The organism is Rhodococcus sp. P4_F5, assembly GCF_056401315.1.
On record NZ_JBFUJP010000015.1, the window covers coordinates 53,358 to 80,134 of the forward strand.

The 26,777-nt window shown below is 64.7% G+C and carries 27 protein-coding genes; 12 read left to right on the forward strand and 15 right to left on the reverse strand.

All coding sequences use genetic code 11. The features are described 5' to 3' along the window. Positions 1 to 613 precede the first annotated feature (613 nt). On the forward strand, positions 614 to 1,021 hold the full coding sequence (locus tag AC1DU4_RS09215; RefSeq protein ID WP_477839122.1) for a hypothetical protein: 408 nt from the start codon (positions 614 to 616) through the stop codon (positions 1,019 to 1,021). 901 nt (positions 1,022 to 1,922) lie between these two features. On the opposite strand, the gene AC1DU4_RS09220 is transcribed toward AC1DU4_RS09215, so the two are convergent. Beyond that, positions 1,923 to 2,156: a hypothetical protein gene (locus AC1DU4_RS09220; protein ID WP_477839124.1), complete on the reverse strand. Its 234-nt coding sequence runs from the start codon at positions 2,154 to 2,156 to the stop codon at positions 1,923 to 1,925. A 1,242-nt stretch (positions 2,157 to 3,398) separates the two neighbouring features. On the opposite strand from AC1DU4_RS09220, the gene AC1DU4_RS09225 reads away from it, so the two are divergent. Then, a complete protein-coding gene (locus AC1DU4_RS09225) occupies positions 3,399 to 3,947 on the forward strand; it encodes a hypothetical protein (protein WP_477839126.1) in 549 nt (182 codons plus the stop codon). 586 nt (positions 3,948 to 4,533) lie between these two features. On the opposite strand, the gene AC1DU4_RS09230 is transcribed toward AC1DU4_RS09225, so the two are convergent. Then, positions 4,534 to 4,812 carry a hypothetical protein gene (locus AC1DU4_RS09230; RefSeq protein ID WP_477839128.1) on the reverse strand — a complete coding sequence of 93 codons (279 nt, stop codon included), beginning with the start codon at positions 4,810 to 4,812 and terminating at the stop codon, positions 4,534 to 4,536. Positions 4,813 to 4,861: 49 nt separating this feature from the next. Continuing rightward, the gene (locus tag AC1DU4_RS09235) at positions 4,862 to 6,412 is read right to left on the reverse strand and encodes an alpha/beta fold hydrolase (protein ID WP_477839130.1); all 1,551 of its coding nucleotides are present in this window, start codon (positions 6,410 to 6,412) and stop codon (positions 4,862 to 4,864) included. A 200-nt stretch (positions 6,413 to 6,612) separates the two neighbouring features. On the opposite strand from AC1DU4_RS09235, the gene AC1DU4_RS09240 reads away from it, so the two are divergent. After that, entirely contained in the window at positions 6,613 to 6,936 is a 324-nt protein-coding gene (locus AC1DU4_RS09240; RefSeq protein ID WP_477839132.1) for a YbjQ family protein, read from the forward strand. A gap of 307 nt (positions 6,937 to 7,243) precedes the next feature. Here AC1DU4_RS09240 and AC1DU4_RS09245 read toward each other — a convergent pair whose 3' ends face one another. Beyond that, complete coding sequence (locus AC1DU4_RS09245) at positions 7,244 to 7,399, reverse strand: hypothetical protein (RefSeq protein WP_477839134.1); 156 nt, start codon at positions 7,397 to 7,399, stop codon at positions 7,244 to 7,246. Between the two features lie 528 nt (positions 7,400 to 7,927). Here AC1DU4_RS09245 and AC1DU4_RS09250 point away from each other — a divergent pair. Then, positions 7,928 to 8,284: a hypothetical protein gene (locus AC1DU4_RS09250; protein ID WP_477839135.1), complete on the forward strand. Its 357-nt coding sequence runs from the start codon at positions 7,928 to 7,930 to the stop codon at positions 8,282 to 8,284. 1,360 nt (positions 8,285 to 9,644) lie between these two features. On the opposite strand, the gene AC1DU4_RS09255 is transcribed toward AC1DU4_RS09250, so the two are convergent. The 5 genes from AC1DU4_RS09255 to AC1DU4_RS09275 form a co-directional block, all read right to left on the reverse strand. Next, positions 9,645 to 10,226, reverse strand: a complete 582-nt coding sequence (locus tag AC1DU4_RS09255) for a GTP-binding protein (protein ID WP_477839137.1) — start codon at positions 10,224 to 10,226, stop codon at positions 9,645 to 9,647. Positions 10,227 to 10,232: 6 nt separating this feature from the next. Then, complete coding sequence (locus AC1DU4_RS09260; protein ID WP_072847197.1) at positions 10,233 to 10,622, reverse strand: DUF742 domain-containing protein; 390 nt, start codon at positions 10,620 to 10,622, stop codon at positions 10,233 to 10,235. Positions 10,623 to 10,628: 6 nt separating this feature from the next. Then, positions 10,629 to 11,042 (reverse strand): roadblock/LC7 domain-containing protein, encoded by a 414-nt coding sequence (locus AC1DU4_RS09265; RefSeq protein WP_477839173.1) that lies wholly within the window; start codon positions 11,040 to 11,042, stop codon positions 10,629 to 10,631. A 2-nt stretch (positions 11,043 to 11,044) separates the two neighbouring features. Beyond that, the gene (locus AC1DU4_RS09270; RefSeq protein ID WP_477839139.1) at positions 11,045 to 13,504 is read right to left on the reverse strand and encodes a sensor histidine kinase; all 2,460 of its coding nucleotides are present in this window, start codon (positions 13,502 to 13,504) and stop codon (positions 11,045 to 11,047) included. Between the two features lie 1,067 nt (positions 13,505 to 14,571). Then, entirely contained in the window at positions 14,572 to 15,333 is a 762-nt protein-coding gene (locus AC1DU4_RS09275; protein WP_477839141.1) for an SDR family oxidoreductase, read from the reverse strand. Between the two features lie 130 nt (positions 15,334 to 15,463). Between AC1DU4_RS09275 and AC1DU4_RS09280 the strand changes: the two genes are divergently transcribed. Beyond that, entirely contained in the window at positions 15,464 to 15,748 is a 285-nt protein-coding gene (locus AC1DU4_RS09280) for a winged helix-turn-helix transcriptional regulator (protein ID WP_477839143.1), read from the forward strand. Positions 15,749 to 15,995: 247 nt separating this feature from the next. Here the strand turns inward: AC1DU4_RS09280 and AC1DU4_RS09285 are convergent, their stop codons facing one another. Then, complete coding sequence (locus AC1DU4_RS09285; protein ID WP_477839145.1) at positions 15,996 to 16,502, reverse strand: MarR family winged helix-turn-helix transcriptional regulator; 507 nt, start codon at positions 16,500 to 16,502, stop codon at positions 15,996 to 15,998. Between the two features lie 255 nt (positions 16,503 to 16,757). Between AC1DU4_RS09285 and AC1DU4_RS09290 the strand changes: the two genes are divergently transcribed. Then, the gene (locus AC1DU4_RS09290) at positions 16,758 to 17,681 is read left to right on the forward strand and encodes an NAD(P)/FAD-dependent oxidoreductase (RefSeq protein WP_477839147.1); all 924 of its coding nucleotides are present in this window, start codon (positions 16,758 to 16,760) and stop codon (positions 17,679 to 17,681) included. A gap of 313 nt (positions 17,682 to 17,994) precedes the next feature. Here AC1DU4_RS09290 and AC1DU4_RS09295 read toward each other — a convergent pair whose 3' ends face one another. The 3 genes from AC1DU4_RS09295 to AC1DU4_RS09305 all read right to left on the reverse strand — a co-directional run bounded on the left by AC1DU4_RS09295 (position 17,995) and on the right by AC1DU4_RS09305 (position 20,179). After that, positions 17,995 to 18,435 (reverse strand): VOC family protein, encoded by a 441-nt coding sequence (locus AC1DU4_RS09295; RefSeq protein ID WP_477839149.1) that lies wholly within the window; start codon positions 18,433 to 18,435, stop codon positions 17,995 to 17,997. Between the two features lie 621 nt (positions 18,436 to 19,056). Then, complete coding sequence (locus AC1DU4_RS09300; protein ID WP_477839150.1) at positions 19,057 to 19,920, reverse strand: hypothetical protein; 864 nt, start codon at positions 19,918 to 19,920, stop codon at positions 19,057 to 19,059. An 88-nt stretch (positions 19,921 to 20,008) separates the two neighbouring features. Further along, positions 20,009 to 20,179 (reverse strand): hypothetical protein, encoded by a 171-nt coding sequence (locus tag AC1DU4_RS09305; RefSeq protein WP_477839152.1) that lies wholly within the window; start codon positions 20,177 to 20,179, stop codon positions 20,009 to 20,011. 203 nt (positions 20,180 to 20,382) lie between these two features. Here AC1DU4_RS09305 and AC1DU4_RS09310 point away from each other — a divergent pair, with 203 nt between their 5' ends. The 3 genes from AC1DU4_RS09310 (at position 20,383) to AC1DU4_RS09320 (ending at position 22,628) form a co-directional block, all read left to right on the forward strand. Beyond that, complete coding sequence (locus AC1DU4_RS09310; RefSeq protein ID WP_477839154.1) at positions 20,383 to 20,580, forward strand: hypothetical protein; 198 nt, start codon at positions 20,383 to 20,385, stop codon at positions 20,578 to 20,580. A gap of 528 nt (positions 20,581 to 21,108) precedes the next feature. Beyond that, on the forward strand, positions 21,109 to 22,020 hold the full coding sequence (locus AC1DU4_RS09315; protein WP_477839156.1) for an alpha/beta fold hydrolase: 912 nt from the start codon (positions 21,109 to 21,111) through the stop codon (positions 22,018 to 22,020). A gap of 155 nt (positions 22,021 to 22,175) precedes the next feature. Then, positions 22,176 to 22,628: a hypothetical protein gene (locus AC1DU4_RS09320; RefSeq protein ID WP_477839158.1), complete on the forward strand. Its 453-nt coding sequence runs from the start codon at positions 22,176 to 22,178 to the stop codon at positions 22,626 to 22,628. 192 nt (positions 22,629 to 22,820) lie between these two features. On the opposite strand, the gene AC1DU4_RS09325 is transcribed toward AC1DU4_RS09320, so the two are convergent. After that, complete coding sequence (locus tag AC1DU4_RS09325) at positions 22,821 to 23,339, reverse strand: hypothetical protein (protein ID WP_477839160.1); 519 nt, start codon at positions 23,337 to 23,339, stop codon at positions 22,821 to 22,823. Positions 23,340 to 23,444: 105 nt separating this feature from the next. Between AC1DU4_RS09325 and AC1DU4_RS09330 the strand changes: the two genes are divergently transcribed. The 3 genes from AC1DU4_RS09330 (at position 23,445) to AC1DU4_RS09340 (ending at position 25,472) form a co-directional block, all read left to right on the forward strand. Continuing rightward, positions 23,445 to 23,708, forward strand: coding sequence for a hypothetical protein (locus AC1DU4_RS09330; protein WP_477839162.1), 264 nt, complete (start codon positions 23,445 to 23,447; stop codon positions 23,706 to 23,708). 237 nt (positions 23,709 to 23,945) lie between these two features. Beyond that, on the forward strand, positions 23,946 to 24,464 hold the full coding sequence (locus tag AC1DU4_RS09335) for a hypothetical protein (protein WP_477839164.1): 519 nt from the start codon (positions 23,946 to 23,948) through the stop codon (positions 24,462 to 24,464). Between the two features lie 336 nt (positions 24,465 to 24,800). Then, positions 24,801 to 25,472 carry a hypothetical protein gene (locus AC1DU4_RS09340; RefSeq protein ID WP_477839165.1) on the forward strand — a complete coding sequence of 224 codons (672 nt, stop codon included), beginning with the start codon at positions 24,801 to 24,803 and terminating at the stop codon, positions 25,470 to 25,472. Positions 25,473 to 25,725: 253 nt separating this feature from the next. Here AC1DU4_RS09340 and AC1DU4_RS09345 read toward each other — a convergent pair whose 3' ends face one another. Then, positions 25,726 to 26,274 carry a TetR/AcrR family transcriptional regulator gene (locus tag AC1DU4_RS09345; RefSeq protein WP_477839167.1) on the reverse strand — a complete coding sequence of 183 codons (549 nt, stop codon included), beginning with the start codon at positions 26,272 to 26,274 and terminating at the stop codon, positions 25,726 to 25,728. Positions 26,275 to 26,777: the final 503 nt, after the last annotated feature.

Here is a 26,777-nt window from a genome sequence, read left to right on the forward strand (position 1 = left end):
TGCCGACTCGCTCATACCCGAGCTCAGCAATCTGCCTGATCCGTGCATCAGGGTGGGTCCGGATCAAGCCGCCCTGCTGGACCTGAATGGGATTGACATATTCAGCCATGTGTGTCTTGCTCATGTGTCCCCCAATTATGTTCCGACTGCAGTGGTTCCACCTCGGGCGCCCGAGACCGATATGCAGGACGGATAAACAGGACACCTTCGGTCCGCGTCTCCCCAGCGTGGGATCGAGTCCCGAACCGGTGTCGGGTGTGCTGGTTGACGATCGACAAACTGGATCATTTCTCCTGCCGGCCACTCACCAAGATTGAGTAGCAGCGGGGCGGGTCAACATCCGGGTCATCAACTACCACGTCGATCCGCGGCTCCGAAATGATGAGTTCGATCGCCTCGGCGGGCCCTGCAATCACCACAAAGCGCGGACCGCCATCCAGCACACCCGAGGGGTTTCGCGGTGTGCTGCGGATCGCGCGGCAATCATCACAGCAGACGAGCAGGATTCTCTAACCAACCCCTAAGAGTTCGCTAGCGAACGCCCAGTTTTCCGGCCATAAGTTCGTTGATGTCGGGGCAACCAGGGCCGCGGCACCGAGCGAGGAGATCATCCATGCGTAAGTCCATCATCGACAACCCCGTCCGCCGACGAGTAGCCATCACCGCAGCCGGAATCGCTGCTGTCGCCGCGATCGTCGTGCCCGGCATTGCCTGGGCAAGCGGCGCCATCTCCGAGACCGCACCGGTCGTAGTCTCCGCCCCCGCCCCCGCCGGGAAGCTCGTCCCGGCCATGCAGTCCGACACCCCGAACAACGAGTGCGATCCCGCCCTGAGCCCGGAAGAGGTCGCCGCGCTGGTCGCGAAGGGTGAACTCAAACCGGAAGACGTCACGACCGCAGCCGCCACCGCACCCGCGGTCGTCGCCAGCGCCGAAGAGATCCGTGCCCTCGGCGAGGACGAGACGGTCGCGAGCACGGACGCGCAGAACGGCGGCGTCACACCCACCACGCCGGCCTGCTGACCCGGTAAGTGCTGGGGCGGGCGGGCCTCGTTCCTCCTCGGTCAGGCACGACGGATCAGGTGACTGACACCGCCTGCATCCTGATCGTCGACGACGACACCAAGRTCCTCTCGTCCCTCACCCCGGCCTACGTCCGCAGACCCGGCGCGCCTGTTTCCTCGTCGCGCGGAACCTCACATCGAACCACCCCGACCGAAACCCGCTGAACGCCTTTCTGCGGGTTTGGATGTGCGTTTTGACCTTCGCCATACCGGAATATCCGCGGGTACATCGAGTTCGTGATCAGGCTTGTTTCTTGCGAGCAAAGTGCTTGCGCCACTTAGTGATGGCCTCGTTCACGAAGGCGGCGAGGATCAAGGATTTGCCGAAGCAGGCGCCGAGACCAGAGGGACTGCCCCCGGTGTGGTTGACACCGCGACAGGTCCAACTGGAGCGGGGCGGTTGCAACGTTGACCTTCACAAGCAGGAGGCGGCATCAAACCCGGCACGGTTCAGATGAGGGGTTTCATTTTGGCCGGCCTGGTCCACTCCGACACTGAGTGCCTATCGACGTCCGTCGCGATGGACTTGAGTTGCAAAGATGTCATGGCGGTCCGACACGATTCGTGGGGCCGCGATCTTGCGGAACTGAATCGGATCGGGAGCCGTGGAAAAGGACATCTTCGCGCGGAATTTCAAGGACAAGTGTCGTGGAAGATCTTGAAATCCACAGGCCGATCGGACAAGTAGGTCCGGAACCTACAACTGCTGCCGCAGACACCGAATCTTGAGACAGAATTCGGACATGTTGAGATGTTGAGACAAGAACCTGGGGTTTTGTGATCCGATGAGACGGACGCATCCCGAATGACCAGCAGGTGAGGTTGTCTCCGGTCCAGTTGCGTTGACTCGCTGATACCGGTTACGGCTGGCCGGGTGCGATCCCGAATGCCGCCCGGAGCTGGCCATGCTGTTCGCGTGCATCTTCCTGGTATGTAACCGAGGCGCCGTAGAGCGCCTCGAACGCAGCCTGCCTCGGGTCCGGCTTTGCGGCCGCGAAGATCGTGGGGAGCGCAAACGCGGGACGGCTGCTCGGACCCATGTCGAACGGGTCGAACTCCCCGATCGAGTAGATCACGCCCTGTCTGTTACTCACACGGTCCGGCGCTTCTCATCGGCGCTCGGCCTCGAAGTGTGCGGATGCTGTGGCATGGTCGTCGAACGGCGACGGCAGTGGGTCACCGGCGTGCAGAGCCGTCAACGCGGGTGCGATCCAGGGTCGGTCGGYGAGGCCGGCGARCTYGTACGCCTTGGTGACGCACCATYGCGCGACCTCGCGTARCCGGRTGTCGTCCATGTCGAKGAGTGCGMGCACGAGGGCGCGGTCGTAYTTGGCGAGGTGCTGTCCGCCGYTGTACTCGAGMAGTTCRGGGATTGGGTCACCGCCGCCCCATGCCCGACGTTCCCTCTCGGCGGACTCGGCGCGCAGTTCGGACGGTGTGACCRTGCGGCTGCCGCCTCCTGGCCCGGACACCGTGATCCACTTCGGCTCGTCCGATTCCGCCGGCTCCACTGTGGGCTCGGGGAGCGGGCTGTYCTCGGGGATCCCGTAKCCGGGCATGTCCCACATCTGAGCCGGCTGCGGTGCGGTTCCCTCGTTGGGCCACAGCCGRATCCTCCAAACATCGCCTGGAGTRGTRGTTCCGGGCCAGCCGTAGTTGACGAACCCRCGGCCGYTGACCTCTATCAGATAGTCACCTCCGGGGACCTCGCAGAAGACCTCGCCCGTGGTGGGTGAGGCGATCATCATCTGCCCGGCYTCGGAGATCCGGAGTCGTTCCTCGCAAACCTGCTGCCACTCGTCCCGGTCCGCGGGCGGGCGCCCGTCCCACACTTGCACGGCGATCGGCATCTCGAAGTTGTTCTGGTGCGGGCTCAGCACCACCAGCGCCTTGCCGTCACCAGCGCACGGTTGCGCAGCCTGCGCATGCGCGAGCAGTTCGAGCTCGTCCTCGAAATCCCCGAGGCCGCCGGAGAGACTGAACTGTCCGTAGTCCATCGCCAGGACCACGGCCTGCTCGCTGATCTGTCTCGCGCTGCTCATGTCTCGATCCTGACACGGACGCTTCTATCGCGTTCACGTTCCCCCTCACCCACCTCGCCGCCAACTCCAAGGTCGGGCCCAGTGCATCGGCGAGCTCGGCCATCATGCACGCCAGCTGTCGTTCCGGTGTCCGTACGTCCGCACCCGCGACACCCCTGAACGTGCGATTCAGAGCCGTAAACCGCGCCGTAGAAACCCTGTCGACCTTGCCGCGCACACGCCAACTCCCACGGCTCCGTCACTCATGGCTACCCTCGCACTGGAGAAGAACCGACGCTCGGATGGGAGGTGTCCGTGGGGGCATTCCTCGCTCCGCTCCAGTCGCCTATAAGCCTGATTCTTGTGCTGTTGGGCGCGATTATCTGGCTATCTTTCAGCGCCACTGGTCGAAACGCACGCAGGTCTGCGGCTGCAGCCTCTGTGCTGCTGTCGATCTGTGGATCGATCGCCGTCCTCGTGTTCGCCAGCATCGACGACTACAACGACTACCCCGGCTATACCTGCTCCCAACGCGACGGGCACGTGCCGGACGGCTTCCCATCCGACCGACTCCCTCCACCAGATCCGGACCTGGTGAGCAGGTTCCATCCCAATATCGCCTGGTCCCACGAATACGAGCTCTTGCCTGCCGGCGTGCGCTGCACCTACTGGACCAAGGACGACCCCCGCATCACCGCGGTCACCCACAGCCCCTGGGCGTACTCGGTGTGGGTCTATGGACTACTCATCATCGCCCTGGTCCAAGCCGCGCGAGCGGTCAACCCTGACCTGCTCACCCCGACACGACGACCAACCCACGACGGCGAAAACGCCGGTCGATGCGATGCCGAAGACCTGCCTTAGTTCACATAGTCCTGCCGCCCGCACTCTCTTCCCCTCTCAATCCTGCCCTCCGAGCTCTGCAGGCAGCCACCAGAGCTGCGCTCTCTTTGCCGGATCTGGCAACCGCCGATGACTCCTGGGACTGCCCCTAGTCCAGCTGACTCGTCACCCCACTCGGGGGTCATCCCTCGTCGCCGTTCAGACGGCGCCGGCAAGTCATCAGCCTGACGGAGGCGAACCTGACTTCCCCAACCTAGAATTCATCCATATCTGTGCGATCAAGGGCCATCCTTAACTGTGATTACCGGCTGGTAGACCTATCCAATCCGCATGCAGCCCAACCTGCTCCGTCATGGGTGAACACCCCCGGCTGGCTAGGGTGTTCACCCATCAGCGTCGATCGGGTTCACCTATCAACCCGCCAGTGACAGAATCCATGCATTTCCGGCCGAATTTTCGGATCTGCGTCGACGACCCGCCGTCTGCAGAACTTGGATGGGCGCTTCCCGGTACACGCACCCCCGAATTCACGCCTCAATGGCCAGCTTTCGGCATGTGACTCACGACACTCCCCTGGGGCCTTTGGTCCCAGTGCGGGGCGTGGTCGCTAGAGGCCGTTCCCGGTGGCGTTCGCTCGACGTGACGCCCCTCGACGAGAACCTCGCCGCGAAGTGGTGTGCCGCGGCTCGGGTTCCCCGAGTACCTGTCCCCAGGGGTCGGACAGGTCGCGTTCGAGGTGCCAGTACCGCAAGGTCATCACATTCATCGCGGCGAGGGTGAATCCGAGCAGCAGTCGGTGCGCGGTGAGGCCAAAGATCCGGAAGTACCCGCGGCGCAGGTGCAGCACATTGCTTTTCAGCCCCCCGAACGCCGATTCGATACCCACTCTAAGACGATGCGGGGGCGTAGGCGATGGTGGCGGGAATGCCAACGCCTCACAGCGGCGCGGTAATTGGCGCCTCCGGCGCATGGGTGACGGCGGTGGCCCCGGTCAACAGGTAGCCCGTGATCGCCATGTCGATGGTGGGGTTGCTGCCCTGGATGGCGGCGCCGTGGTCCCCTCCGTCCACGGTGACCAGGTGCGCACCCATGTCGCGCGCGTGTCGGACGCCGCCGTCGTACGGCGTCTGCGGGTCCCGCAATCCCTGCAGCACCAGGGGCGCCGTGGCCAATCCCTTGTTGCCGATTTCCGGTACCGCGGTCACCGGCGGTGCGCCTGCGCACCCCTGCCCCGCGCTGTAGCCGTAGCCGATGGCGTCGAACAGGTCGCCGGTGACGAACGTCGAGAAGAGCCAGCCCGGGAGCCTCTCTGGGCGTGGCGCGACCGCGTTCTCGTTGCAGACCACGACCGCCTGCATCATCTGGGCCCGGACGATCGTGTCGAGTTGGTCGGCGGTGACCTCTCCGGTCACACCCTCGGGAAGCGCCCCTGTGCCGTCCCGGATGACGCGGGCGACCATCGGCCAAGTGTTCCGGGCAGGCAGCACTTGGCGTGTGAGGGCATAGATGCTCGACGCGGATTGGGTGTGGGCCGGATCGCCGAGTCGTCGCAGGAACGCCTCGAACTGCACCCGGGCGGGCCCAGTCAGGTCCACACCGGCCCGGTACGCGGCGGCGACGCCTTCCAGGGCGGGTGGGACGTCTCCGATCCTGGCCGGCGGGGGCGCCAGGGTGGGATTGCCGCCCGCTTCCTCGACGATGCGGTCGGACCAGCGCTGGTACACCTTAAGCGGGGTGTCGCCGAGGCCGTAGGTCGCGTCGTTGGCCGCAATCCAGTCCATGAGGTCGTAGAAGCGCGTCTTGTACCCGTCGTTCTGGTGCCACAGGACGTCGTTCCACATCCAGTCGCGATCGACCGCCGAGTCGAGCACCATGCGTCCCGTGTGCTGCGGGAACAGGGTGGCATATGTCGAGGCGAGGATCGTGCCATACGACAGGCCGTAGATGTCGATCACATCGACACCGAGCGCAACCCGCACCTGTTCCCAGTCACGGGCGGTGTTCTCCGTCGTGAGGTGCGCGGTGGCGCCGGGCGTCGCGCCGTCGCACGCCAGCCGCGCCGCCCCACCCGCGAAGCCGACGTTCATCGCGGCGAAAAGCTCCGGGGTGACGGCGCATTCGACCGCCCCAGCATGCGCGAGACCCCGCGGCTGCACACCGATGAAGTCCCACTGCCGGCGGATCTGTTCGGGAAGCGCCTGCGCGAACATGCTGTTGGACGCGATCGCGTCGCCGCCGGGCCCACCGGGGTTGGTGAACAGCACGCCCCGGCGCGCGAGCGGGTCCTCGGTGCGGTGACGGGTGACGAGGACATCGATCGATCCGGCCGTCGGATTCGCATAGTCGCGCGGCACCGTCACGGTGCCACACTGGTCGGTGCCCGGATCGAGCGCGTACTCGGCGGGGCACGGACCCCACGCAAGTGCACCGTCGCTCGGGACTGCCGCGGCCGACGGTGCTGCGACGGATACGAGTCCGATCGTCACACCGATCGCGACGGCACCGAAGCGAGCACTCCGACCGGTGCGGGACCGGAACTTCCCAATACTGTTCCCCGAATTCAGCACGTCCAGGACGGTAGTACGCGGGAACGCTTTCCTCCGAATCGCATTCGTACGCGACGGTGTATCTTGCGACCCTTCCGGGGCGAAGCGCGCCGGGAGGAGTCGCTGCGTATGCTCGGCCGATGTTGATTAGCACCATGAATGACCTGCCCGGCTACACCGTCGACGAGGTGCTAGGCGAAGTGTTCGGGCTCACCGTCCGCTCCCGCCACATCGGCTCGCAGATCGGCGCGTCGCTGAAGTCCATCGTCGGTGGCGAGCTCAAGGGCATGACGAAGATGCTCGCCGAGGGCCGTCAGGACGCGCAGGAGCGGCTGGTCGAGGAGGCCGCCGCCAAGGGCGCCAACGCGGTGCTTGCTTTCCGGTTCGACACGTCCGAGCTCGGCTCGACATGGACCGAGATCTGCGCCTACGGCACGGCGGTCAAGGTCTCGCGCGCGGCCTGACTGCGACCTGGAACGAGGTCCGCCGGGTCGCCGCTTGACCTGCCCGAGACCGACGAGGGCAGGGCGTATGCGGCAGGCGGCCCCGGCGCGTGAAGGAGGAGAGCTTCGTCTGGGAGCGCCCACTGCGGCGCGGTGATCTCGAGGAGCGGTGGCGCCCGGCGCGACGAAAAAGGGGCCGCCACCGCCGCTGTCGAGAAATGGTGACGGCCGCCTCCGGCGAGCCTCCCGCGGGACGACGACCCAACTGGCGATGCCCTTGTTGACGTTTGGGACAGTTGACAGAAATATGAGATCGCCGCTGCCAGGGTCAGCAGCAGTACCCGAAGGACACCACCAGCACTTCCAACGTCGGCATCATGTGCCCGACCGCCTCTCCCACCATGCGACGCCCCGGAAAGCCGCCGGTGCCGCCCGAGTGCATCGTGTACCCATTACTGTCGCGGTTGATGATCGTCCAGGACATCCCTCCGCGGGTCCCGCCGGGCTTGTCCCATCAAGGCGTCATCGCACTCCAGCCGAGGCTGTCTCAGCCGGCAGCGCCAAACGGCCATCCACTGACCCGACACGTCACTCGGGACGGTTCACCCACCGTCGCACACAAGCTGGAACGCATCCAGATTCGTGTGATCTGGAGCCCTCGTTAAGTGGGATCACCGACTGGTCAACCTATCCAATCCGCATGCAGCCCAGCACGCTCGGGCATTGGTGAACACCCCTCCATCCATCCATCGGCCAGGGTGTTCACCCATCAGCGCCCGTTGCGTTCACCTATTGGAACCGCAGACGGCTTTCGGAAGCCGATTCCCTCTCGGCTGAGCCGCGCTGGCCGGATTCGGCGCATCTTCGACCTGACTGCGCCGCGATCCGCATCCAGACTGAGCCGAAGTATCCGCCGAACCCCGCACCAACGCGACGAATCAGAAAGCCCGCCGGGTACCGGCCTGCCGGATCCTGGTAACTCTCACCGGGGACAACCGCAGCGGGATGCGGTGTGATCACTGGGACGTCGCTCGGCGTCGAAACAGCACTAGCGCAGAGGATCATCTTGAAGCGTTCAATCATCGCTGCATTGGCCGGCGCAACCATCGCCCTCGGCACCGTGGCTTCGGCATCGGCCGCGCCCGTCGACCTCGAAAATCCGGCCCTCCCTGCCCCCTGGGCCGGCAGCAGTTCCGGTAGCAGCGACTTCTTCTACCCGCATGACGGCCAAGACTCCGGATCCAGCAACCTTCAACAAAGCTCCGGATCCACCGCCCTCGCCAACAGGGTGGCCTGGGCTCCGTTTGAACTCCTGTGCACGGTCCTCGGCGGCAAGACGATAATGGACTGCATTCCACAAGACTTGTGATCCCGGGATGAGTTGTGAAGCCGATGACATACCGCGTGTTCTCGCCCTGCCCGCACAAAACCTGACTCCGCGGTGAGCCACCACAATGGTGTTGGTGAACACCCCATCCATGCAGCCCGTCCCTCGCCCTCCCCCGTTCGGACACAGTAGGCGTGCATGCCTTTTGGTAGGGGAATGCTCCGGCACCCCGTCGCTCCCAGTGTTCACACATCCGAACTCAGCGACGGGGTGTCTTCATTGGTGGCGTGTGTGCGGCCGGGCGGCGCGGAGCGACACCCGACCGGTCGGGCGCCCGCCCGAAGGTGGCCTCCGCCCCCATGCAGCCCTGGAGCAGGGTGTGACGGAGATACTCGGTCGGGCACCCTCGACAAGTTTTAGGCCATCCGATCCGAGCCGCCCACGCGAGGTATCGTCGGGGACTGCTGCATTCAGTGGTGACAAGACGAGTGGCCCGCACTCTGGACCCATCCAGATTTGTGTGATCTGGAGCCGTCCCCAAGTGTGACTACCGACTAGTCAACCTATCCAATCCGCATGCAGCCCAGGATGAACCGACATAGGCGAACACCCCTCCATCCATCCATAGGGTGTTCACCCATCAGCCTCGATCGGGCTCACCTATCAACCCGCCAGTGACAGAATCACTGGCATTTCGGGCCGAATTTTCGGATCTACGTCGACGACCAGCCGTCTGCAGAACTTGGGTGGGCGCTTCTCGGTACACCCACCCCCGAATTCACGCCTCAATGGCCAGCTTTCGGCAAGTGACTCACGACCCTCCCCTGGGGCCTTTGGTCCCAGTGCGGAGCGTGGTCGCCAGAGGCCGTTCCCGTCGGCCCTCGCCCGACGTGAGGCCCCTCGGCGAGAACCTCGCCGCCGTGAAGAGGCGTGCCGCGGATCGGCATCCCCCGAGGACCTGTCCCCAGGGGTCCGGCAGGTTGCGTTCGAGGTGCCAGTACCGCAGTGTCAGTTCTGCACCTGTGCGATGTTCGTCATGCCCACATGTGACACGAGCAGCTGTGGTGCGGCACCCAGCTCCGTGCGCGACAGAAGCGCACCCACCGCGGAGTCGGCACCGCCACTGACCAAGACAGCCCGCCGAGTCCCTCGATATCCGTACTCAGCGGTTTCCTCGGGTGGTGCAGACACAGAATGGAAGCGCAATGTCCATCGGTCGCCGGAGAGAGATGCGAGGAGGCACTCGAACTTCGTGCGGACTGGATCCCACAGACGGGGATCCGAGACTGGCACGTCCAGCGCCAGATCGCGCTGGGACCAAGTCACTGCACCGATCTGTCGAGGTGAACCGCCCCGGTGAGTCCGGAGACTGATCCGGCCGCGACGACGAACGTTGCGTTGCTCAGGCCACTGAGCTGCTGGTCTGGGCGATGAGGTGTTCGACGAGCGTTATCAGTACAGACTTGCACGAATCGCGATCACGAGCGTCACAAAGCACGATGGGGGTTCTGGTGTCGAGGTCGAGTGCCTCGCGAACCTCGTCAGTTGTGTAGGCCTCGGCGCTGTCAAAGCAGTTCACCGCGATCGTGAACGAGACTCCGCGCCGTTCGAAGAAGTCGATGGCGGCGAACGAGTTCTCCAACCGACGGGTGTCTGCGAGAACGACGGCGCCGAGGGCCCCGCGCACCAGTTCGTCCCAAAGGAACCAAAATCGGTCCTGTCCAGGCGTGCCGAACAGGTACAGAACTAGGCTTTCATCGATGGTGATACGACCGAAGTCCAGGGCCACGGTGGTCGTGGTCTTACCCTCCACGCCCGACAAATCGTCGATGCCGGTGGACAATTCGGTAATCGTTTCCTCGGTACGTAGTGGTGCGATCTCGCTGACGGAGGACACCATCGTGGTCTTACCGACTCCGAAGCCGCCGGCTACGAGGATTTTGACCGAAGCAGCCAGGTCGGCTGAGGACGCATTGTCATGCATAGTTGTCTACAGCTTTCGGATTCCATCGAGTACTGCTTGCAGAATGTTCAGGTCGCCGATCCCGGCAATGTCGTTGTAGGAGTCGCTGCTGGCGGGAGCCCGGAAGTTCAGCATTCCCTCGGCGATGAGATCACCGACCAGGATTTTGGTTACCGCCAGAGGCAGATTCAGGTGCGCCGAGACCTCGGCCACCGACTGCGCAGTACAGCACAGCTGAACGATCTCTGCGTACTCCGTTTCGATGTGCTGCAGCCGCGGAGCGGGGGACACGGTCACTACGAGCGTGAGCATGTCGAGATCGTGTCCCGCACCCATCGTGCGGCCCCGCGTGACGGCGTACGGGCGGACCAGAGGACCGGCCGCATCGTCGAACCACGGTTGACCTATACGTGTCACGGCAATCTACGCTCCATGCTCGGCCACACCGTTACGAGGATTGGCAGACAGATAGCTACCGACACGCTGCACAGTCATGTTCATTTCATACGCGACCATACCCAGATTCGCGGTGTCGTTGGCTTGCAATGCGATACATGCGTTGCTTCCGGCCGCCGTCACGAACATCACCGCATTCTCAAGTTCGATGACGGCTTGGCGAACGCTGCCGCCTTGAAAGCGATGTCCCGCGCTGCGTGCCAGCCCGTACAAAGTGGCCGACATGGCACCGAAGTGCTCGGCGTCCTCACGGCTCATGGACGTGGATCGGCCCAGCAGCAGCCCATCGGTGGAAAGCACGACTGCGTAGCGCACCCCGGCAAGACGATTGACTAGATCGTCGAGAAGCCAGTTCAGGTCACCTGAGTTAGAAGTCGTCACCTTCACCTTCCTTCACCTTCCATTTCGTCCCTGGTTGTATACCCGGGCGGGGATTCCGAATGCCGAGCCTGCTGGGTACCGTACGCGATGGCGGACATCAGATCTCGCGCTTGCTCCGCCGACCGTGACGGCTGCTGCGCTTCCACCTCGAGCTGAGGATCGTGCGCCAGCTCCGGTGCCAGACTGGCCTGCCGGCGACGGCGAGGCAGGCTTGGGCGAACGCCACCGCCGTTGTCGGGCAACGGTTGCGGGGTGAGGGACTCCGATTCGACAGCGGGGGTCGGCGGCTCGTGCCACGGGGTTGCCACAGAATGTTCTGTGTACTCGGCGTGTGGCGCGCTATCGATGTACTCGACGTTCGCCCACGCCTGCGGCGGGGCCACCGACTGCACCGGCTGTTCGGCGGGAGGCACTGGAGTCGGGGGCGCCAACGTCGCGACACCCACTGCAGCCGAGACAGATTCGGCGGAATTGGGTTCCGGGATCGCGCTGGCTATCCGCCCTTCGGGCCGACGTCCGGCGAACCGATCTGGCACATGGCCAGCCATGGGTGTCGCATCGGCGGCGACCACCGAGTTCGGCACCAGCACGATGGCACGAATGCCGCCGTACTCGGATTCGGTTAGCTGCACAGAGATTCCGTGCCGTACACCCAGCTGCGAAACGATGAACAAGCCCAGACGTGAAGTCGCCGAGAGCGTGTCGACACCGAAATCCGGTGGATTGCGCAGCATCTCGTTGACGCGGTCGAGTTCTTCGGTGGACATTCCCATGCCCTGATCAGTGATCTCGATCGCGACCCCCTTGCCGACCACGTTGCCGCTCACCTCGACGCGCGACTGCGGCGGGGAGAACGCCGTCGCGTTGTCGACCAGTTCGGCGATCAGGTGGATGAGGTCGGCGACCACGTTGCCGACGATGAACACCTGAGGCATGCGGCGGGTGTGCACCCGCGTGTAGTCGAGGCTCTCGCCGATCGCGCTACGCACCAGATCGGACAGTGGCACCGGACTCCGCCACTGGCGGCCAGGCTCGCCGCCACCGAGGATGATGAGGTTCTCGGCGTTGCGGCGTTCGCGGGTCGCCAGGTGGTCGAGTCGGAAGAATGTCTCCAGCAGGGCGGGATCCTCTTGGCTTTGTTCGGCCTCGTCCAGGACCTCGAGTTGCCGGTGCACCACCATCTGGCTTCGGTGGGCGATGTTGAGGAACACCGCGCGCACGCCCTCGCGGGTGCGGGCCTCGGTGACCGCGGCGGAAACGGCCGCTGTGTGTGCACGGTTGAAGGCCTGTGCCACCGAGCCGATTTCGTCGTCACCGAAGTCCAGGTGCGCAGCTTCGGGATCGATTTGCTCGCCCGCGCCCAGCTTGCGCATGGTTTCAGGCAGTTCGACCTCCGCCAGGTCCAGCGTTTCCTTGCGTAGGCGCTTGAGCCGCCCGATCAGTCGGTTGGCCAGCCATAGCGACAGCAGGAACGCCACGAGCGCAAGCGCGAGCACGGCGGCACCCGCCCACAGTGAGTTCGCCGCGGTGCGTTTGCCCTCGTCGGCAGCGATCTGGTTCGCATGGGCGTTCAGGCCCTTCCATGCGCCGATCACGCCTTCAGACAGCTGTTCCTGCGCGGTGCGCCACTCGGCGAAGGTCATTGGCGGCGCCGGGACGTCACCGTTCTTGTCCGGCTCCGGCGGATTGATGAGGTAGTCCTCCATCGCGGCCACCTGCTGCCAGCCGGGAGAGGCCAGTGCTGCCCGGATCTTCTCAGCTGCTGGATCAGCGCCCAGGTCGGCGGCGAGCTGCGGAAGTACGGTCCGGTAGAACCCGACCAGATTTCGATAGTCGTTACGCAGTGGACTGCTGCTGAGCTGCCCCTGTAGTTCGGCAGCGGTGAGCGCGGCGGAACGTGACATTCCCTCCATCGCGTGCAGGACGCGCACGCCATTGAGGAGCGTGACGCCGACCTGGGCGTCGGGCGCCTTGGAGGTGATGAGGTTGGTGCCGAGCGCAACTGCGTCGAGAATGCTGTTGTAGAGGGCGTATGTGTCGTCGATCGACATTCTTCCTGCATCGATCAGACCGCGAATCTGGGGCAGGCGAGCTATCAAGGTGTCGAATCCGCCAGTGTCGGCACCCATGGTGCCCTCCGACACGCTCTGCAGCCTTGATTCGTAGGGGGCCAGCGCCTCGAACGCGGCGTCGAGCCTGTTCCGTGCTGCGCCGAGCGCGGCCGGATCGCTCTGTTCACCGGACAGATGCCACAGCGACAGCATCCGTTCCTGTTCTACCCCGGCAACCACGTCGCGAGCGTGGCTCACGGCATCTCCGTTCGCTGCCGCCCATTGTTCGGACTGTCGGCCCTCACGTATCAGGTATCCCGCTGTGCCTACACCGATCCCGAGCAACGCCAGGCTTGGAACCAATGCGATGGCCAGGATCCGAGCGCGGATACCGAGGCGCACTTTCAACATCCGGGGAATATAGCGGGTCGAATACCTCACGTGTACTTCGGCCTCACTACCCCGATCTTTCTTGATTCGACTGGGCCGCTTGGTGTTTAACCCTATCCTCGGGTGGGTCGATGTGGATTGCAAGGCTAACGAATTTCTCTATTCGTAGTGCTTCTAGAGACGATGGCGGACCTGGCCGATGGGGACTGCCCCGGCGGTGTCCCGTGCGGCCGGCCCGATCGAAGCGATGCGCGAGTGCGTTGAATGATCGGCCGGTGGAACGCGGAAGAAGGCGGGCCCCGCCTGGCCCCTTTCGTCGCCCACCGGCGCGACTGAACCGACGGGTAGTCCAAATCCGCCCCGATCCTAGGCGGGGCCTCAGAGCCCGCTACCCCACCATGCGAACAGGGCCAGGCCCCGTGTGCCGTCGCGCGGCTGCGGTCGGGGCAGATATGAGGACGACGCCGAAGACGGCGAACAGCGAGTAGCAGCGACTGTTCGTCATGCCGCCAGCCACCAACGATTCACCCACCTGACATTCGAGGAATACCGCGCAGGCGTGCCCTGCCGCGGCTGCGGGGAACTCTGATCGACGAGCTCGGAGGCGAAGACGCCTGGATCAGATGTCAGAGGAAGACGTGCAGATCCTGAAGCCTTACGCGCGACCATGCGCCGGCGACACCCCGACTGTCATTCGCGCAGCTGGGGTATCTCCGGATCACGTGTATTGCACTGCGGTTTTGCTGCCATCCCCCACCCCACGTCGTAGAGCACGGAGGCGCGGCACGGATGAGGCAGGGCGACTGGTCCGTGGGTCACGCGCCAGCCATCACTGGAACTGATCCAGATCTGTGTGATTTGGAGCCTTCCCGAAGTGTGATTACCAACCGGCCAACCTAGTCAATCCGCATGACGCCCACCGCCACCCGCCATTGGTGAACACCCCTCGCGTCACTCAACTCCGCCCTCGCGCCCGTGCCCGTCTCACTCCATCCGCCCGGACCGCCCACCATCTCTCCTCTCTCACGTCTCCAAGCACCGTCCCGCACCATCCCGCGTACGGCTGCCGATCGCTGGACGCCAGCAGGTTAGGCAGTTGGCGTCGAGAGGTAGTCCAGTCCGCCGACGTAGACCGTGTGACCCGTAGCGTTGTCGCTGCGAGTGGCATCGGCGACCGCGTGGGCGAACTCCTCGACCGTCGGCAGCGGCCCTTGGTCACGACGCGCCTCGACGGCGTCGCTGTTCCGGCGTTCGAGTAGTCGCACGATGATCGTGCCGTCGATCATGTCGCCCGACACAACGGTGAGCTCGATTCCGCGATCGGAGAGCAGCGGGATCAGGTTCCGCAATGCGTCTTCTCCTGCGCGCTTGCTCTCCGCGATGGGTTCATACTCCGCCGGCACAGGCTTGCGGCCGTGGAAATGCGCCTGATGGCTGGTGACGAACACGATCCGAGACCCAGATGGCATGAGCGGCAACGCCAGCTGGACGAGCCTGAGCTGCGCGTCACGGTTGATCTTCATCGGATAGTCCGGGCCCGCACCGAGTTCGAGCCCACCGGACGCGTTCAGGACCAGCACATCCAGGCGCCCGAACTCCTTGGCCACCTCGGCGATCAAGCGATTTGCAGCCACTTCGTCGGACAGATCGCCGCCGGCGACCGATGCGGTCCCTCCTGCTTGAGCGATGCCGTCTGCGATCGCCTGCGCACGCTTCAACTTCTCTCGATAGTTGATGATCACATGATCGCCATCCGCCCCGAGCACCTGCGCGGTCTCTGCGCCAATCCCGCGCGATGCCCCCGTGACCAGTACGACCCGTCGATCATCAAGATCCACGACCTCGCTCATGACGCCCCCTCCTCAATCCCCAAACGCTTCTAATTTCGAATCACTATGATGGTTCGAAATGAGAAGTGCAAGAGAACCGGAACGGTCCCGACAGCTGAGCGAGCCCTCCGCACAACCGACAATTGCAGCGATGGAGCTCCTTGGGCAGCGATGGATCTTGCGTGCAGTCTGGGAGCTCGAGCCCGGCCCGTTGGGCTTTCTCGAACTACGACGACGGATGGGAAGGTGCTCTTCGAGCGTGCTTTCGGAGCGGCTGCAGCAACTGCAGAACGCCGGGATGGTCGAGAAGCGGGCCGATAAGACCTATGAGTTGACCGTCGCGGGCATGGAGCTCGGCGCGGCCTTGCAGCAAGTCTGGGATTGGTCTGAGCGTTGGTCGGAAAATCTCCATACCCGCTCTGCTCCGGACGATTAGCGCCGGATCGGATACAGCCCACTCAGGCCGATTGCCGTTCTGAGAGTAATGGCGACTCACGATGGTCTCGGCACATGGTCCGCCACAGGAGTCTGGCGATCTGGCACTTGAAGGGGTATTGCACCTCGTGGACGGTCTTGCCTTCGGGAGAGTTTTCGCTGGCAGCGGACGTGTCCGATGCTCCCGGGACTGCGAGCGTTGAATGCCCTTAGAAGTCCATCAGGCAACCCACCAGGCATCGAGCCAACTACGCCGGCGGCCCGTTGAGCTGTGATTCCATGGCCTCCGCCAGGCGGTTCAGCGCGGCGAGGATCTCGTCCCGATCGCGTCCAAGTCCGGCGAGTAGCTTTGCGTGAGCATCGAGTTCGCGAGGGAACACGTCGTCGATTGCACGCATCCCGGAGTCCGTCAGATTGATCAGCACCGAGCGCCCGTCTGTGGGATTTGGTGCGCGGCTGATCAAGCCCCGGCGCTCGAGTTTGGCCAGGGTCTTACTGACCCCCGCTCTGGACATGCCGAGAAGTTCCGCCAGGCGGATGGCGGTGACCGTCTCGTCGGCATACCGAAGCGGGACGAGAAGCTCCACCTCGGCCACGGTGAGCTCCGCACCGTTGTAGATGGGCTCGACGGCGAGCTCGAGCAATGCGGAGATGCGTTTGAGCTGCGCCACAACAACCATCGGCGAGGTATCCAGCGTGGGGTTGTGCTCACCCCACAGCTCGCAGGTGCGCGATCGAAGAGTGGAGTCAGTCATCGCCACCATCTTTGTTAACTAGTAAACAGTCTGTTAGGTTCCCAGCGTAGCCCACCGCCTCCGCCGACGGCGGGCCACGACGGCCGGCGGGGGCTCCAGCGGGAGGGCAATGCATGACGATCGCGGGGCCGAGGTCGCGAACCTCGCCAGCAGTGGCTGAATCGAAAGCCTTTGAAGGTTGCGGAAGTTCGACATCGTCGGACGTAGTGGACGTGCTCGCGCCATGCATGGGCAAGGGGCTGGAGGGGAGTCGCAGTGGAGTACGACGCAGTGGTGATCGGCGGCGGTGCGGCAGGGCTGAGCGCTGCGACGGTACTGGCCCGCGCTCGCCGTCGGGTGGCCGTGGTTGATGCCGGTGAACCCCGCAACGCCCCGGCAGAACACGTCCACGGCTTCTTGTCTCGGGACGGAATGTCCCCCGCGCAGCTGCTCGCCGTCGGCCGGGCCGAAGTGATTGGGTACGGCGGCGAGGTGATGCAGGGCCGAGTGCTGGCCATCGAGAAACTCGGTGAACGTCGGTTCGTCGTGCGTCGAAGCGGCGGACCTGACATAGCGACGCGTGGGGTCATCGTCGCCACCGGACTGCGCGACGAATTGCCCGAGATCCCCGGCCTGCGCGAGCAGTGGGGCGTCGGCGTCGTGCACTGCCCCTATTGCCACGGGTACGAGGTTCGGGACACGCCCATCGCAGTGCTCGGCGGCGACAACAGGCCGTTCACAATCCACCAGGCGTCACTGGTGCGCCAATGGTCCGCCGACGTGACCTTCTTTCCGAACCGGATCGTCCTGGACACCGAAGAACGCACCCGACTGACCGCCCGCGGGATCCGCGTCGTCGACGGAGACGTGACACGAATCGTGATGGAGGACGGGCAGCTGTGCGGTGTCGAGCTTGCGGACGGCCAGGTCGTGCCGCGGTCAACGGTGTTCGTTGGCCCGCGCTTCGTGCCACATGACGACCTGCTCACCGATCTGGGGTGCGACACGGGCGAGGACGCTTGGGCGGCAACCGATCCGACCGGGCTCACCAGCGTGCCCGGAGTGTGGGCTGCCGGCAATGTCGTCGACTCGCCGGCTCAGCTGATCACGGCTGCCGGCGCTGGGTCAAAGGCCGCCATCGCGCTCAACCACTACCTTCTTGCGCAAGATGTGGAGCAAGCTGTGGCGACAGTCCACTGAGTGCGCGGGCACGGCCCGCGGGGGGCCAGTGGGCAATTGAGTTGAGGTGGATCGCTGCTGCTCATGTCGGACACCTGATCGCGCGCATTCCTGCCACAAACTGGAAACCATCCAGATTTGTGTGATCTGGAGCCCTCCTTAGGTGTGATTACCGACTGGTCAACCTACTCAATCCGCATGCAGCCCAGAACGAACCGCCATTGGTGAACACCCCTCCACTTCTCTCTCCCCTCTCGCTATGCACGCTAACGATGTCGAGCTACCGCCACGTCCATGGCGACGGATTGACACACGTGGGTAATGCGCACGCGCGTCAGCCGATCTGCTCGAACAGGGACACGATGATCCCTTCGGGCCCACGCACGTAGGCCATCCGCACGCTGTTCTCGTACTCGCCGATGCCGCCGATGAGCCCGTACCCGTCCGCAGCCACCGAGTCGACGGCCGCCTGGAGGTCGCCGACCTCGAAGGACACGTTGCGCAGCCCAAGCTCGTTGGCCATCGCCGTTGGCGATCCGGGCACGTGGTCGGGCGTGACGAAGGTCGCGAGCTCCAGCCGGGACCCTCCGCCGGGCGGCCGCAGCATTGCGATCTCACAGTGCGCGCCGGGGATGCCGCAGACGGTCTCCACGAACTCGCCCTCCACGGATCCGGTGCCCTCGACCTCGAGACCCAGTCCGACGAAGAACGCCGTTACCAAGTCGAGGTCCGCGACGGTGATGCCGATGTGGTCGAAACGTTGTACGTGTGCCATGGATCCCATCCTCCAACTGTTGTCTTGTCGATTCGATGCTGGGACGGAGCCGGGGCTGGGATCTCGACATGTTCTTGCCGCTAAGCTGCGGTCAACCCAGGGTTTCGAAAGGTCGTGCGGGACGACATGTTGCTGTCGCCCGCCAGTACCCGTGCGTGGTGCCGGCAGCAGCCCGTTCTGTCGGTAGCCTGTCTCGGATTCCTCACGTGGACCATGTCCCCGGTGGATGGGGGGGTAATGCCGATACTGACGGGTGCCTTGGAGGAGCTGGTGAACACCGGCAGTTCCCCGGACTCGGATCGAGTCGGGAAGTCGGTTCGGAATGGGACGAAACGGGCTACCCTGACCTGGCGGTCGGGATGCTCATGGGAGGTGTTGCCCTGTGTATCCACGTGACTGGCTTGGCCAGGGGTGGATGTGGACCTTGCCGATACCCGAGTTGTGGCAGCGGGTCCTGTACAACACATTTGGGTGCGACTTGGGTGGTCACTGCCCCTAGCCAGACGATCGTCCGGGAGACTACGGCCGCCGCTCTCCATGGTCGGAATCTGACACTGCAACCGAAGCCCTGCTTCTGCCGCTCAGGGCGGTGGTCGGCGCGACGGCAGCGCTCCGCCGCGATCAGGTGTCGAGTTCGGCGGCGAGCTCCCTGGCTCGCGTCAGCTCCGCGGCCGCGCGCTGGGCAGCCTCCTCAGCCGAGTGGCGTGCGGAGTCTGCGAACCGGCTCTCCTGCTCGGCTCGCATCAGTTCGTCCCGGAGTTCCTCGACCCTGCGAGTTGCCTCCGCCGCCCGCTCGGTTGCCACGTCGAGGTCAGACGCAGATTCACGAGCCGCGCGTACTGCATCTGCGACCGCCTGCGCTTGACGCCGCACCGCCGCTTCGTGCGCGTTCCGCCTCGCCTCTTCGCCGGCCTCTTCCTGCGCCTGGCGATTGTCGTCTGGCGGCCGCTCCGCCGGCGCGGTGGCTGACGGCGGCGGTGCAGGAACCGTGTCGGGCACCGCGGCGAGCACTGCGGGCCCGAATCCGCTGTAGGACACCGCACCAAGCATTCGGCCGCGCCGCAGGTCGGCGCCGATGTCGGGGTCGGCGAGCGCCGCCGACAGCGACTGGCCAACCTCCCGCAGCACGGTCTCGGACAACTCGTGGCCGCGTTCCCTCGCCGCGGCCGCCGCACGGTCCGTCAGCGCCGAAAGTGCCGCGGCGCGTTGGGTTGCCAGCGACCGCAGCTCGTCACCACGTAAGGCCTGCTGCGCCGAGCGCAGCGCCGCCCCGAGGTCGAGAAGACGCTCGACGCCCTCCGACTCGGCCCGGACGAGCACGTTGAGGGCCCACCCGGTTGTCGTTGGCTTCCGCAAGCCGGCCAGTTCCTTCGCCAACGCTTTGTCGCCCGCGTCCCTGGCACTCGCAATCGCGGTACGTCGAGCGGCGACGAAGTCGGACGGGGCGACCGCGTAGAGCTCATCGGCGACGCTGGCGAAGTCCACCCGTTGATTGTGGCATCGCGTACCCCCTGACGCGGTCCGTGGTGCAGCAGCAGCCCGGGCCACGCGCCGTGCCGCCRCCGGGTATGCCCTACCGGGCAGCGGCGCCGTTGCCGGCATCCGACGTGACACCGGTGTGCCGCACCTTGTCGTCCCGGACAGGCAGGCTCCAGGCATGCTCGCGACCCAGAACCCGGAACTGGCTGCCCAGTGGCATCTGACGAAGAACGGTGACCTCCCCGACACCAGGGTGTTCACCCATGAACACCGTCTGGGTTCACCAATGCACGCGCAGCGAATGATCCGACCGCCCCCGAATGGTCGGGCTGTGTGTGGCTGCGGGTGCGCATTTGCATGGGTACCGCCGGGTTCGTCGAGTCCCGTGATCTTGTCCAGTCGCCGATGGTCGGTAGCACCTTGCCCTGGAACCTGATCTGGTCGCCAAGCCAGCTATATCATGGGCAAATGGGCACGAACCCTGCTGCGGATCAAGTTGCTCGCCTACTGGTTGAGCGGGAGGAGGTCCTGCTCCGAGTCCGCGAACTCGAGGCACTCCTGGACCGATCGCGGCGCCAGCTCGACGACATGAACGCAGAGATCTCCTCGCTGCGCCGAGTCGAGGGCGAACTGCTCCGGCGCCACCCTGAGCTCAAGCAGCAATGACTGCGAAACGTCGTCGCAGAGGGACAAACGCGGCCGTCAACAAGACTGACGTTGGTTGCCGTCGATAACGATCATGAAACGGGACAACGGTAGGGGTGGTCACCGGTTCGACGAAAACGTCGGCGTGGGTGCGGCCTACCGATGTCATCGCTGGGCAGTTTGGGTGCGGAAGCACGTGTCACACCGGCACGATGAACAGGGTCGCCTTTGCTGCGATATCTGTGCTCGAACAACGGCCCCGATCTGGTCGAGTACCTCAGGAACGAACTCGGCATCGGGGCTGCACCGAGGGACACCTGGTCGTTTGGCACCAAGGTGCCGTTCTGGTCGCGGTTCGTAGAATCAGCGAACCACGCTGACTCCATCTGACCGACCGATGTCGTGGACTCAGCAGCCGCGGCCCATCTCTTCCCTCTCTTCCGCCCTCTCCTCGTCGTCTCCTCCGAGGCCGAATGACGGGGCATCCAGCGCCCATCCACGCCGGCCGGCCGGTGGTGCTCCGCGACAGTAGTCGGCACCAAAAACCCCTTGCGAAGCCCGGCGCTGCAGGCGACGATCGCGACCATGTCTGTAGATATCTCGGCGCCGGCCCGGCTGGGCGAATCGCGCCTCGCCGACGGGCGAGTGATCGGGTGGGCCGAATGGGGCCGCCCGGACGGGGTTCCGGTGTTGCTGAGCCCGGGCGCCGCCACCACCAGCTCGCTCGGGTTCGGCGCCGGCGTCATCGATTCGCTCGACGCGCGGATCATCTCGCTCGACCGTCCGGGTCTCGGCCGGTCAACACCACTTCCTGGTAAGACATTTCGGCACTTTGCGGCCGATGTCGGCGAGTTCGCCGCGCTGCGCGAGCTCGGCAGGCCGGCGATCGTGGGCAACTCTCAGGGCGCGCCCTTCGCGCTCGCATGCGCGGCGGCGGATGTCTGCGCCGCGGTCGCGATCGTGTCCGGCAGCGACGAGGTCGCGGCGCCGCGGTTCGCCGATGGCCTACCGGCGCCGCTGTGCGATCTCGTCGAACTGACCGCTTCAGACCCTGACGCCGCGGAGCGCCTCTTCGCGACATTCGATGCGGACGCCCTGTGGCAGATGGTGATCGACTCCAGCCCCGCATCCGATCTCGCAGTCTATCGGGACCCCGCCTTCGAACGTTCCTACCGTGGCAGCATGCTCGAGGCGTTCGCGCCGGGCCCCGCCGGCTACGCCCGCGACACGGTATTGGCGATGGGCCGCTGGACCTTCGACCTCGCGACGATCCGTGTCCCCGTGGACCTCTGGTACGGCGACCAGGACACCAGCCACTCACCCGACCACGGCGAGTCGCTGACCGCCCGCATCCCCGGAGCCGTACGCCACTTATTGCCTGGTATCGGTGGGGCCGTCTTGTGGACACACGCCGAACCGATCCTGCGCACGCTGCTCGGTCATCCCGATCCGCGGGGCTAGGACGCATGCGGTAATTGCGCCGTGGTGAATAGGCGAGGCTCGGTGTGCGACTCGCCGCGCTGTGTTCACAACAACCACCTCCATCATCGACCATTCGAATCCAGGAGGTGATCCGACCTCGGCCAGAGGGGCGTATGGATTCCTATGATGTGGGCATGTTCGAGTTCGTTCTCTGGGGCTCCACGGGGCTCATCGTGGCGGGGCTCCTCGCATTCTGGTGGCGTCAAGATGCCCGAGAACGCAAGGAGACCGAGCTCTTCAAGCGGTGGGCCAACGCGACGGTCTGGAACAGCGATCCATCGGCGAAGATCGTGGTGATATCTCGGACGGTCGAGGATGTCGCCTCGCTCAGCGACGGCGTCGTGGAGATCGAAGCGGTCTTGACCTCAGACTCGCCAGTAGTCGCGGAAGCGGGATGGTATCTCCTCATCACGGGTTGGACGGCTGCTCGAGACCGTGCGAAACGAGGCGAACCCATCGCGTTCGGGCCCGCCGAGATCCTCGACTCGTTCCCACCCCACACGCCTGAGCTCGTAGATCGACTGAGGGGGCGAGGGGATCGACCACCCCGCCTCGCGAGTCGACTGCTCGGGCTCAGGGGACTTTAGGGCGTGTCTCCTACTGCGGTGAGCCAGAGCATGATGGCTCGGAGGACGGCTCCGCCGCGGTATGTGAGGGCGAGTTTGTCGTAGCGGGTGGCGAGCCCGCGCCATTGCTTGGTCTCGTTGAAACCCAACTCGACAGAGCCCCCTGTGTCGCGAGGCAGACTCGTCGCGTGCTGGTGCGCCCGGTTGATCGCCCTAGGTGTCGTACACTCCGTCATCCCATGGGGCGTAGAAGGCCATATAGTCGCCCGGTTCGACCGTGACATTCCAGTACCACTCATGGTCGTCCTCCGAATCCGGTCCGTTAAGGATTAAGCCGAACTCGTGCCCGTGCGCCGTGACGGAGAACGGGGCGACGGTGATGTCGCAAAACGAGACGGGTTGAATCGCCGAAAGCAGGCGCTCGACGGCATTCGCCTGCTCGTCGAAGTGCGCGACGTTACCGGGAAGCGAACCATCCCCGGTCCGGGTTCCCAGTGGAACAATCGTCGAATCCACAAGCGCCCCAACCGCATCGAACAAGTATCTGGCTGCGAACTCCGCCCCGGACGCGTCATCGATCGCCCAGGCAAACGGAGTCGTGACAAAGAACTGGCGGCCGTCAGCAGTGGTCCCGACAAACGCCGCGTGGTAGTCGTCATGCGCAATCACAAGGAGCCGGGGAGCCAACTGCCCATCAGCATCGCGCATACCAGCATCGAGATGATCGGTCACCCAAGAATGATAACGATCAATCAAGAGCGCTGCAGGGGCCACTCGACGTAGACGCGCTGATCCCTTCCGAGACAATGACATGCTCCGGCGCTTCAGTGGCCGCAGTTGGCGGGGTGGCGGGCGCTGTACGGCACCGGCGATCCGGTCGAGGTCATCGAGAAGATGATCGACGTCCTCGCCCATCACAGGGGTTTCGACGAGGACCTGCCGTACTGGCGGGAGTTCCGCGACGTGGCGTCGGCCGGGGACCGGGTGGCCACCGTGCGGTGGCTCGACGGGCAGCGGCGCCGCATGCTCACCGATCTGCTCGACTTGCCCGACCGCTACGACGCTGACGTCATCGACGCCGACGGCCATCCCCCGACCTGACACGTCGCTCGGACGGTTCACCCCACCGTCGCGCACAAGCTGGAACACATCCAGATTTGTGTGATCAGGAGCCCTCCTCAAGGGTGATCACCAACGGGTTGACCTAACCAATCCGTGTGCAGCGCAGTATGATCCGCCATTGGTGAACTCCTCTCTCTCCGCGAGGATCCATCCGTCGACCCATCTCCCATGGCCCAGCAGTTGGGTAGGGACGGCGGCGGGAAATAGGCTTTTGAGGTGACGGATCTGATTGCGAGCGGGGTTGCAGCCTTGCGTGCTGCTGGATGGGCGCGGAAGCCTGTGGGCGACCGGCAGGTGGTGCTTCCAGGGTCTCGTTATGAGGTGGTGCCAGCGGAATTCTTGGCGTGGTCGTCTGCCTTTGGCAGCCTGTCGAATGCGGAAGAGACAGTGTGGTTTCTGTCCGTGGGCGACTACTCGGGCGTCGGGGATGACGCTTTTGCGTGGAACGAGTTCGAGACTATGAGCTTGGGCGCCGCGACAACCGACGCGCAGGTGTCGGCCGTGGTTCGTTTCTGGGATCGCCACCTTCCGGTTCTGTTGTCGGTGAAGGACGGTTATTCGTATGTCGCACTTGTGACGTCGGGCGAGGGTGCCGGAAGGATGGTCTTCGGCGAGGAGCCGGAGTTCGAGGAGACAGTGCCGCTAGCGGACGACTTTGACCAGTTCCTCGCCATAATCGCAGGCAAGGGGGAGCCTGCCGATGCGCATCCCTGGAACTCACTCTTCGACAAGTGAGCCGGTTCGTGCGTGGTGAGGCGGTGAGAGGCGGTTCCGGTTTCGACAGTGTTGCCGTGTCGCTCACATCGCGCTCAGCGACCTGCTGCGCCAAGGACGCGGACGCCGCCGCGCCCATCACGCGGGAGTGCAGGCAACCGGCAAACAGGCCTCATGTCGCGAGTGATCGATCGGCGCTCATATCCGATGCCGCGCAGGGGACCAACCAACCTGCCACAGCCGTTCCGCGGTCCAGCGGGACTGACTCCCATACGAGGTCGTTTGAAGGCACGGGCGGCGTATCATTCGCCCGGTTGCCGAAGGGCGGCAACGGTCTCGACGGGTGGGGAAACACGAATGGTCGAACGTCCTGAGCAGCTCCGTGGCCGGCGGGCCGGAAGCTCGGCACCCAAGATTCTCGCAGCCTGCGTGCTGGCTACCGGCATCACGCTGGGGGGTACGGCAGTTGCCGGGGCCGAACCCGTTTCGGGTTCCTCGTCCACACTGGACGCGGAGTGGGAGGCCTCGTGGGCGGCCTATGAGTTCGAGGAGAGCCACGCCGGCCCGGCACTGGTGACCGTGAACGTCGACCTGCCCGTCACCATCGACGCGCCCATCGATCGCGTGTTCCCGGCGTATTCGAACTTCTCCAACAGCTTCGGACGGCACCCGTTCCTGAAGGGCGTGCTCGATCGCCGCAAGTACACCGAGGGTGGCGCCGACGTCTGGGAGTTCATCGCCCTCGAGGACATCCCGGCAGGTCCGGTGTCGATCCCGGGACGCACCGTCGGGCAGCAGCGGGTGTACGCCGCCGACCACTGGTACAGCACCGATACCTGGGACATGCCCGGCGTGATCACCCACCAGAAGGTCACCTTCGCAGAGGACGGCGACGCGACCACGGTCACCGAGCACCTGACGTTCTCGGCGCCGGCGGCGCTGATCGACTTCACCGTGCAGAACGGCGTGTCCTCGCACATCGCGAACCAGCAGGCCATGCAACGCGACATCGAGAACGGCACGCTCTAGACACTGATCGCGACAGTCGAAGGCCAACCACGCTCATCTGCGATCACGAGGCATCGAGGCGGTGATTGCCGAACCGGACGACCGGAAGCGCAATCGCCTCCGACGAGGCGGGCGCGGTGGCCGTCCGTTGGCTCGATGCCGAGAAGCACAAGGGACGCAACGTCGTCGAACGATCTTTCTACCGTGCAATGGCGAGCCCTGGCTACCCGCTACGACAACTCGCTCTGACCTCCCGAGCAGGAGGGCGAGGAGGTCATGTTCCAGGTTGCCTGGAGCGCTGACCGACACTCTCCGAGCCCGCCGCTCGGCGCATCGAAGAACCGAACCGGTCGATCATCCTCTCCGGATCCACGGTCTCCGGCACCCTCCGCCGCAGCAGAGCATCCAGCACGAGCCCGTCCAGCCCCGCGACCAGCTCGGCGGCGTCGACGGGAGCCATACCGCGTTCCGTCAACGTGGCGACAAATCGATCCCGGCCGAGCACAAGTTCCGCCGCGAGCTCGGCATCGTGGAAGGACGCGACGATCAGTTCGTAACGGGCCCGGGTCCGGCTCGACTCCGGCCCCAACCACCGTGCGATCTGCTGCCGCGGCGTCTCCCCTGGCCGAGGCAGGTCGCCGCCGAGCAAATGGTGCACCAACTCCAACACCAGGCCCCGCTGGTTCGCGAAATAGTGCCGCGCGCTGCCGTGGGGCACACCCGCCTCATCCTCGACGCCACGCATCGACCAGCCTCGAAACCCCACCCTTCCGAGCAGCTCGAGCCCGGCATCCAGAATTGCCTCCCGCGTCGACTTCTCCACGCAGAGAAGATACCGTGCTACTTTCTTCTCCGTGCGGAGAAATTCTCCGAACGGAGAACGAATCGAGCCGACCGCACCCAAGGGAGGAACGCATGCTCATTCTCTTCGACATTCTGCTCGTGCTCTGCGTCGCCATGGTCACATCGTTCGGTGGGTACGCCATCTATCGCTTGATGTCCGACGAATCGGGTCGACGGTAGCCTGGCTCGATGCGGCGATGCCCCACACGGACGCGCCCGCCGTCGGCAAACATGGAACCATCCGGATTTGTGTGATCAGGAGTTCTCCTCAACTGTGACTACCGACTGATCAACCGGTAGGTCTGCTCGTCTGCAAGATTGGGAGAGGCTGTGGCTGACGATGTTCGTCACGACGAGGGTCCGGACGTCGACTGGTTCTGGGACGTTGTAGAGGAGTCCTCGCGGAGCCGTGATCGCCTTCGTGAAATTCTCGGACGACTGCCGAAGGACGCCATCTACAAGTTCCAAGATCTGTTCTTGGAC

Coding starts and splice junctions, on each gene's coding strand:
- AC1DU4_RS09215 (WP_477839122.1), top strand. CDS start 614: ATGCGTAAGTCCATCATCGACAACCCCGTCCGCCGACGAGTAGCCATC.
- AC1DU4_RS09240 (WP_477839132.1), top strand. CDS start 6,613: ATGTTGATTAGCACCATGAATGACCTGCCCGGCTACACCGTCGACGAG.
- AC1DU4_RS09245 (WP_477839134.1), bottom strand. CDS start 7,399: ATGTCCTGGACGATCATCAACCGCGACAGTAATGGGTACACGATGCAC.
- AC1DU4_RS09255 (WP_477839137.1), bottom strand. CDS start 10,226: ATGCATGACAATGCGTCCTCAGCCGACCTGGCTGCTTCGGTCAAAATC.
- AC1DU4_RS09270 (WP_477839139.1), bottom strand. CDS start 13,504: ATGTTGAAAGTGCGCCTCGGTATCCGCGCTCGGATCCTGGCCATCGCA.
- AC1DU4_RS09275 (WP_477839141.1), bottom strand. CDS start 15,333: ATGAGCGAGGTCGTGGATCTTGATGATCGACGGGTCGTACTGGTCACG.
- AC1DU4_RS09280 (WP_477839143.1), top strand. CDS start 15,464: ATGGAGCTCCTTGGGCAGCGATGGATCTTGCGTGCAGTCTGGGAGCTC.
- AC1DU4_RS09285 (WP_477839145.1), bottom strand. CDS start 16,502: ATGACTGACTCCACTCTTCGATCGCGCACCTGCGAGCTGTGGGGTGAG.
- AC1DU4_RS09295 (WP_477839149.1), bottom strand. CDS start 18,435: ATGGCACACGTACAACGTTTCGACCACATCGGCATCACCGTCGCGGAC.
- AC1DU4_RS09305 (WP_477839152.1), bottom strand. CDS start 20,179: ATGGGTGAACACCCTGGTGTCGGGGAGGTCACCGTTCTTCGTCAGATG.
- AC1DU4_RS09310 (WP_477839154.1), top strand. CDS start 20,383: ATGGGCACGAACCCTGCTGCGGATCAAGTTGCTCGCCTACTGGTTGAG.
- AC1DU4_RS09320 (WP_477839158.1), top strand. CDS start 22,176: ATGTTCGAGTTCGTTCTCTGGGGCTCCACGGGGCTCATCGTGGCGGGG.
- AC1DU4_RS09340 (WP_477839165.1), top strand. CDS start 24,801: ATGGTCGAACGTCCTGAGCAGCTCCGTGGCCGGCGGGCCGGAAGCTCG.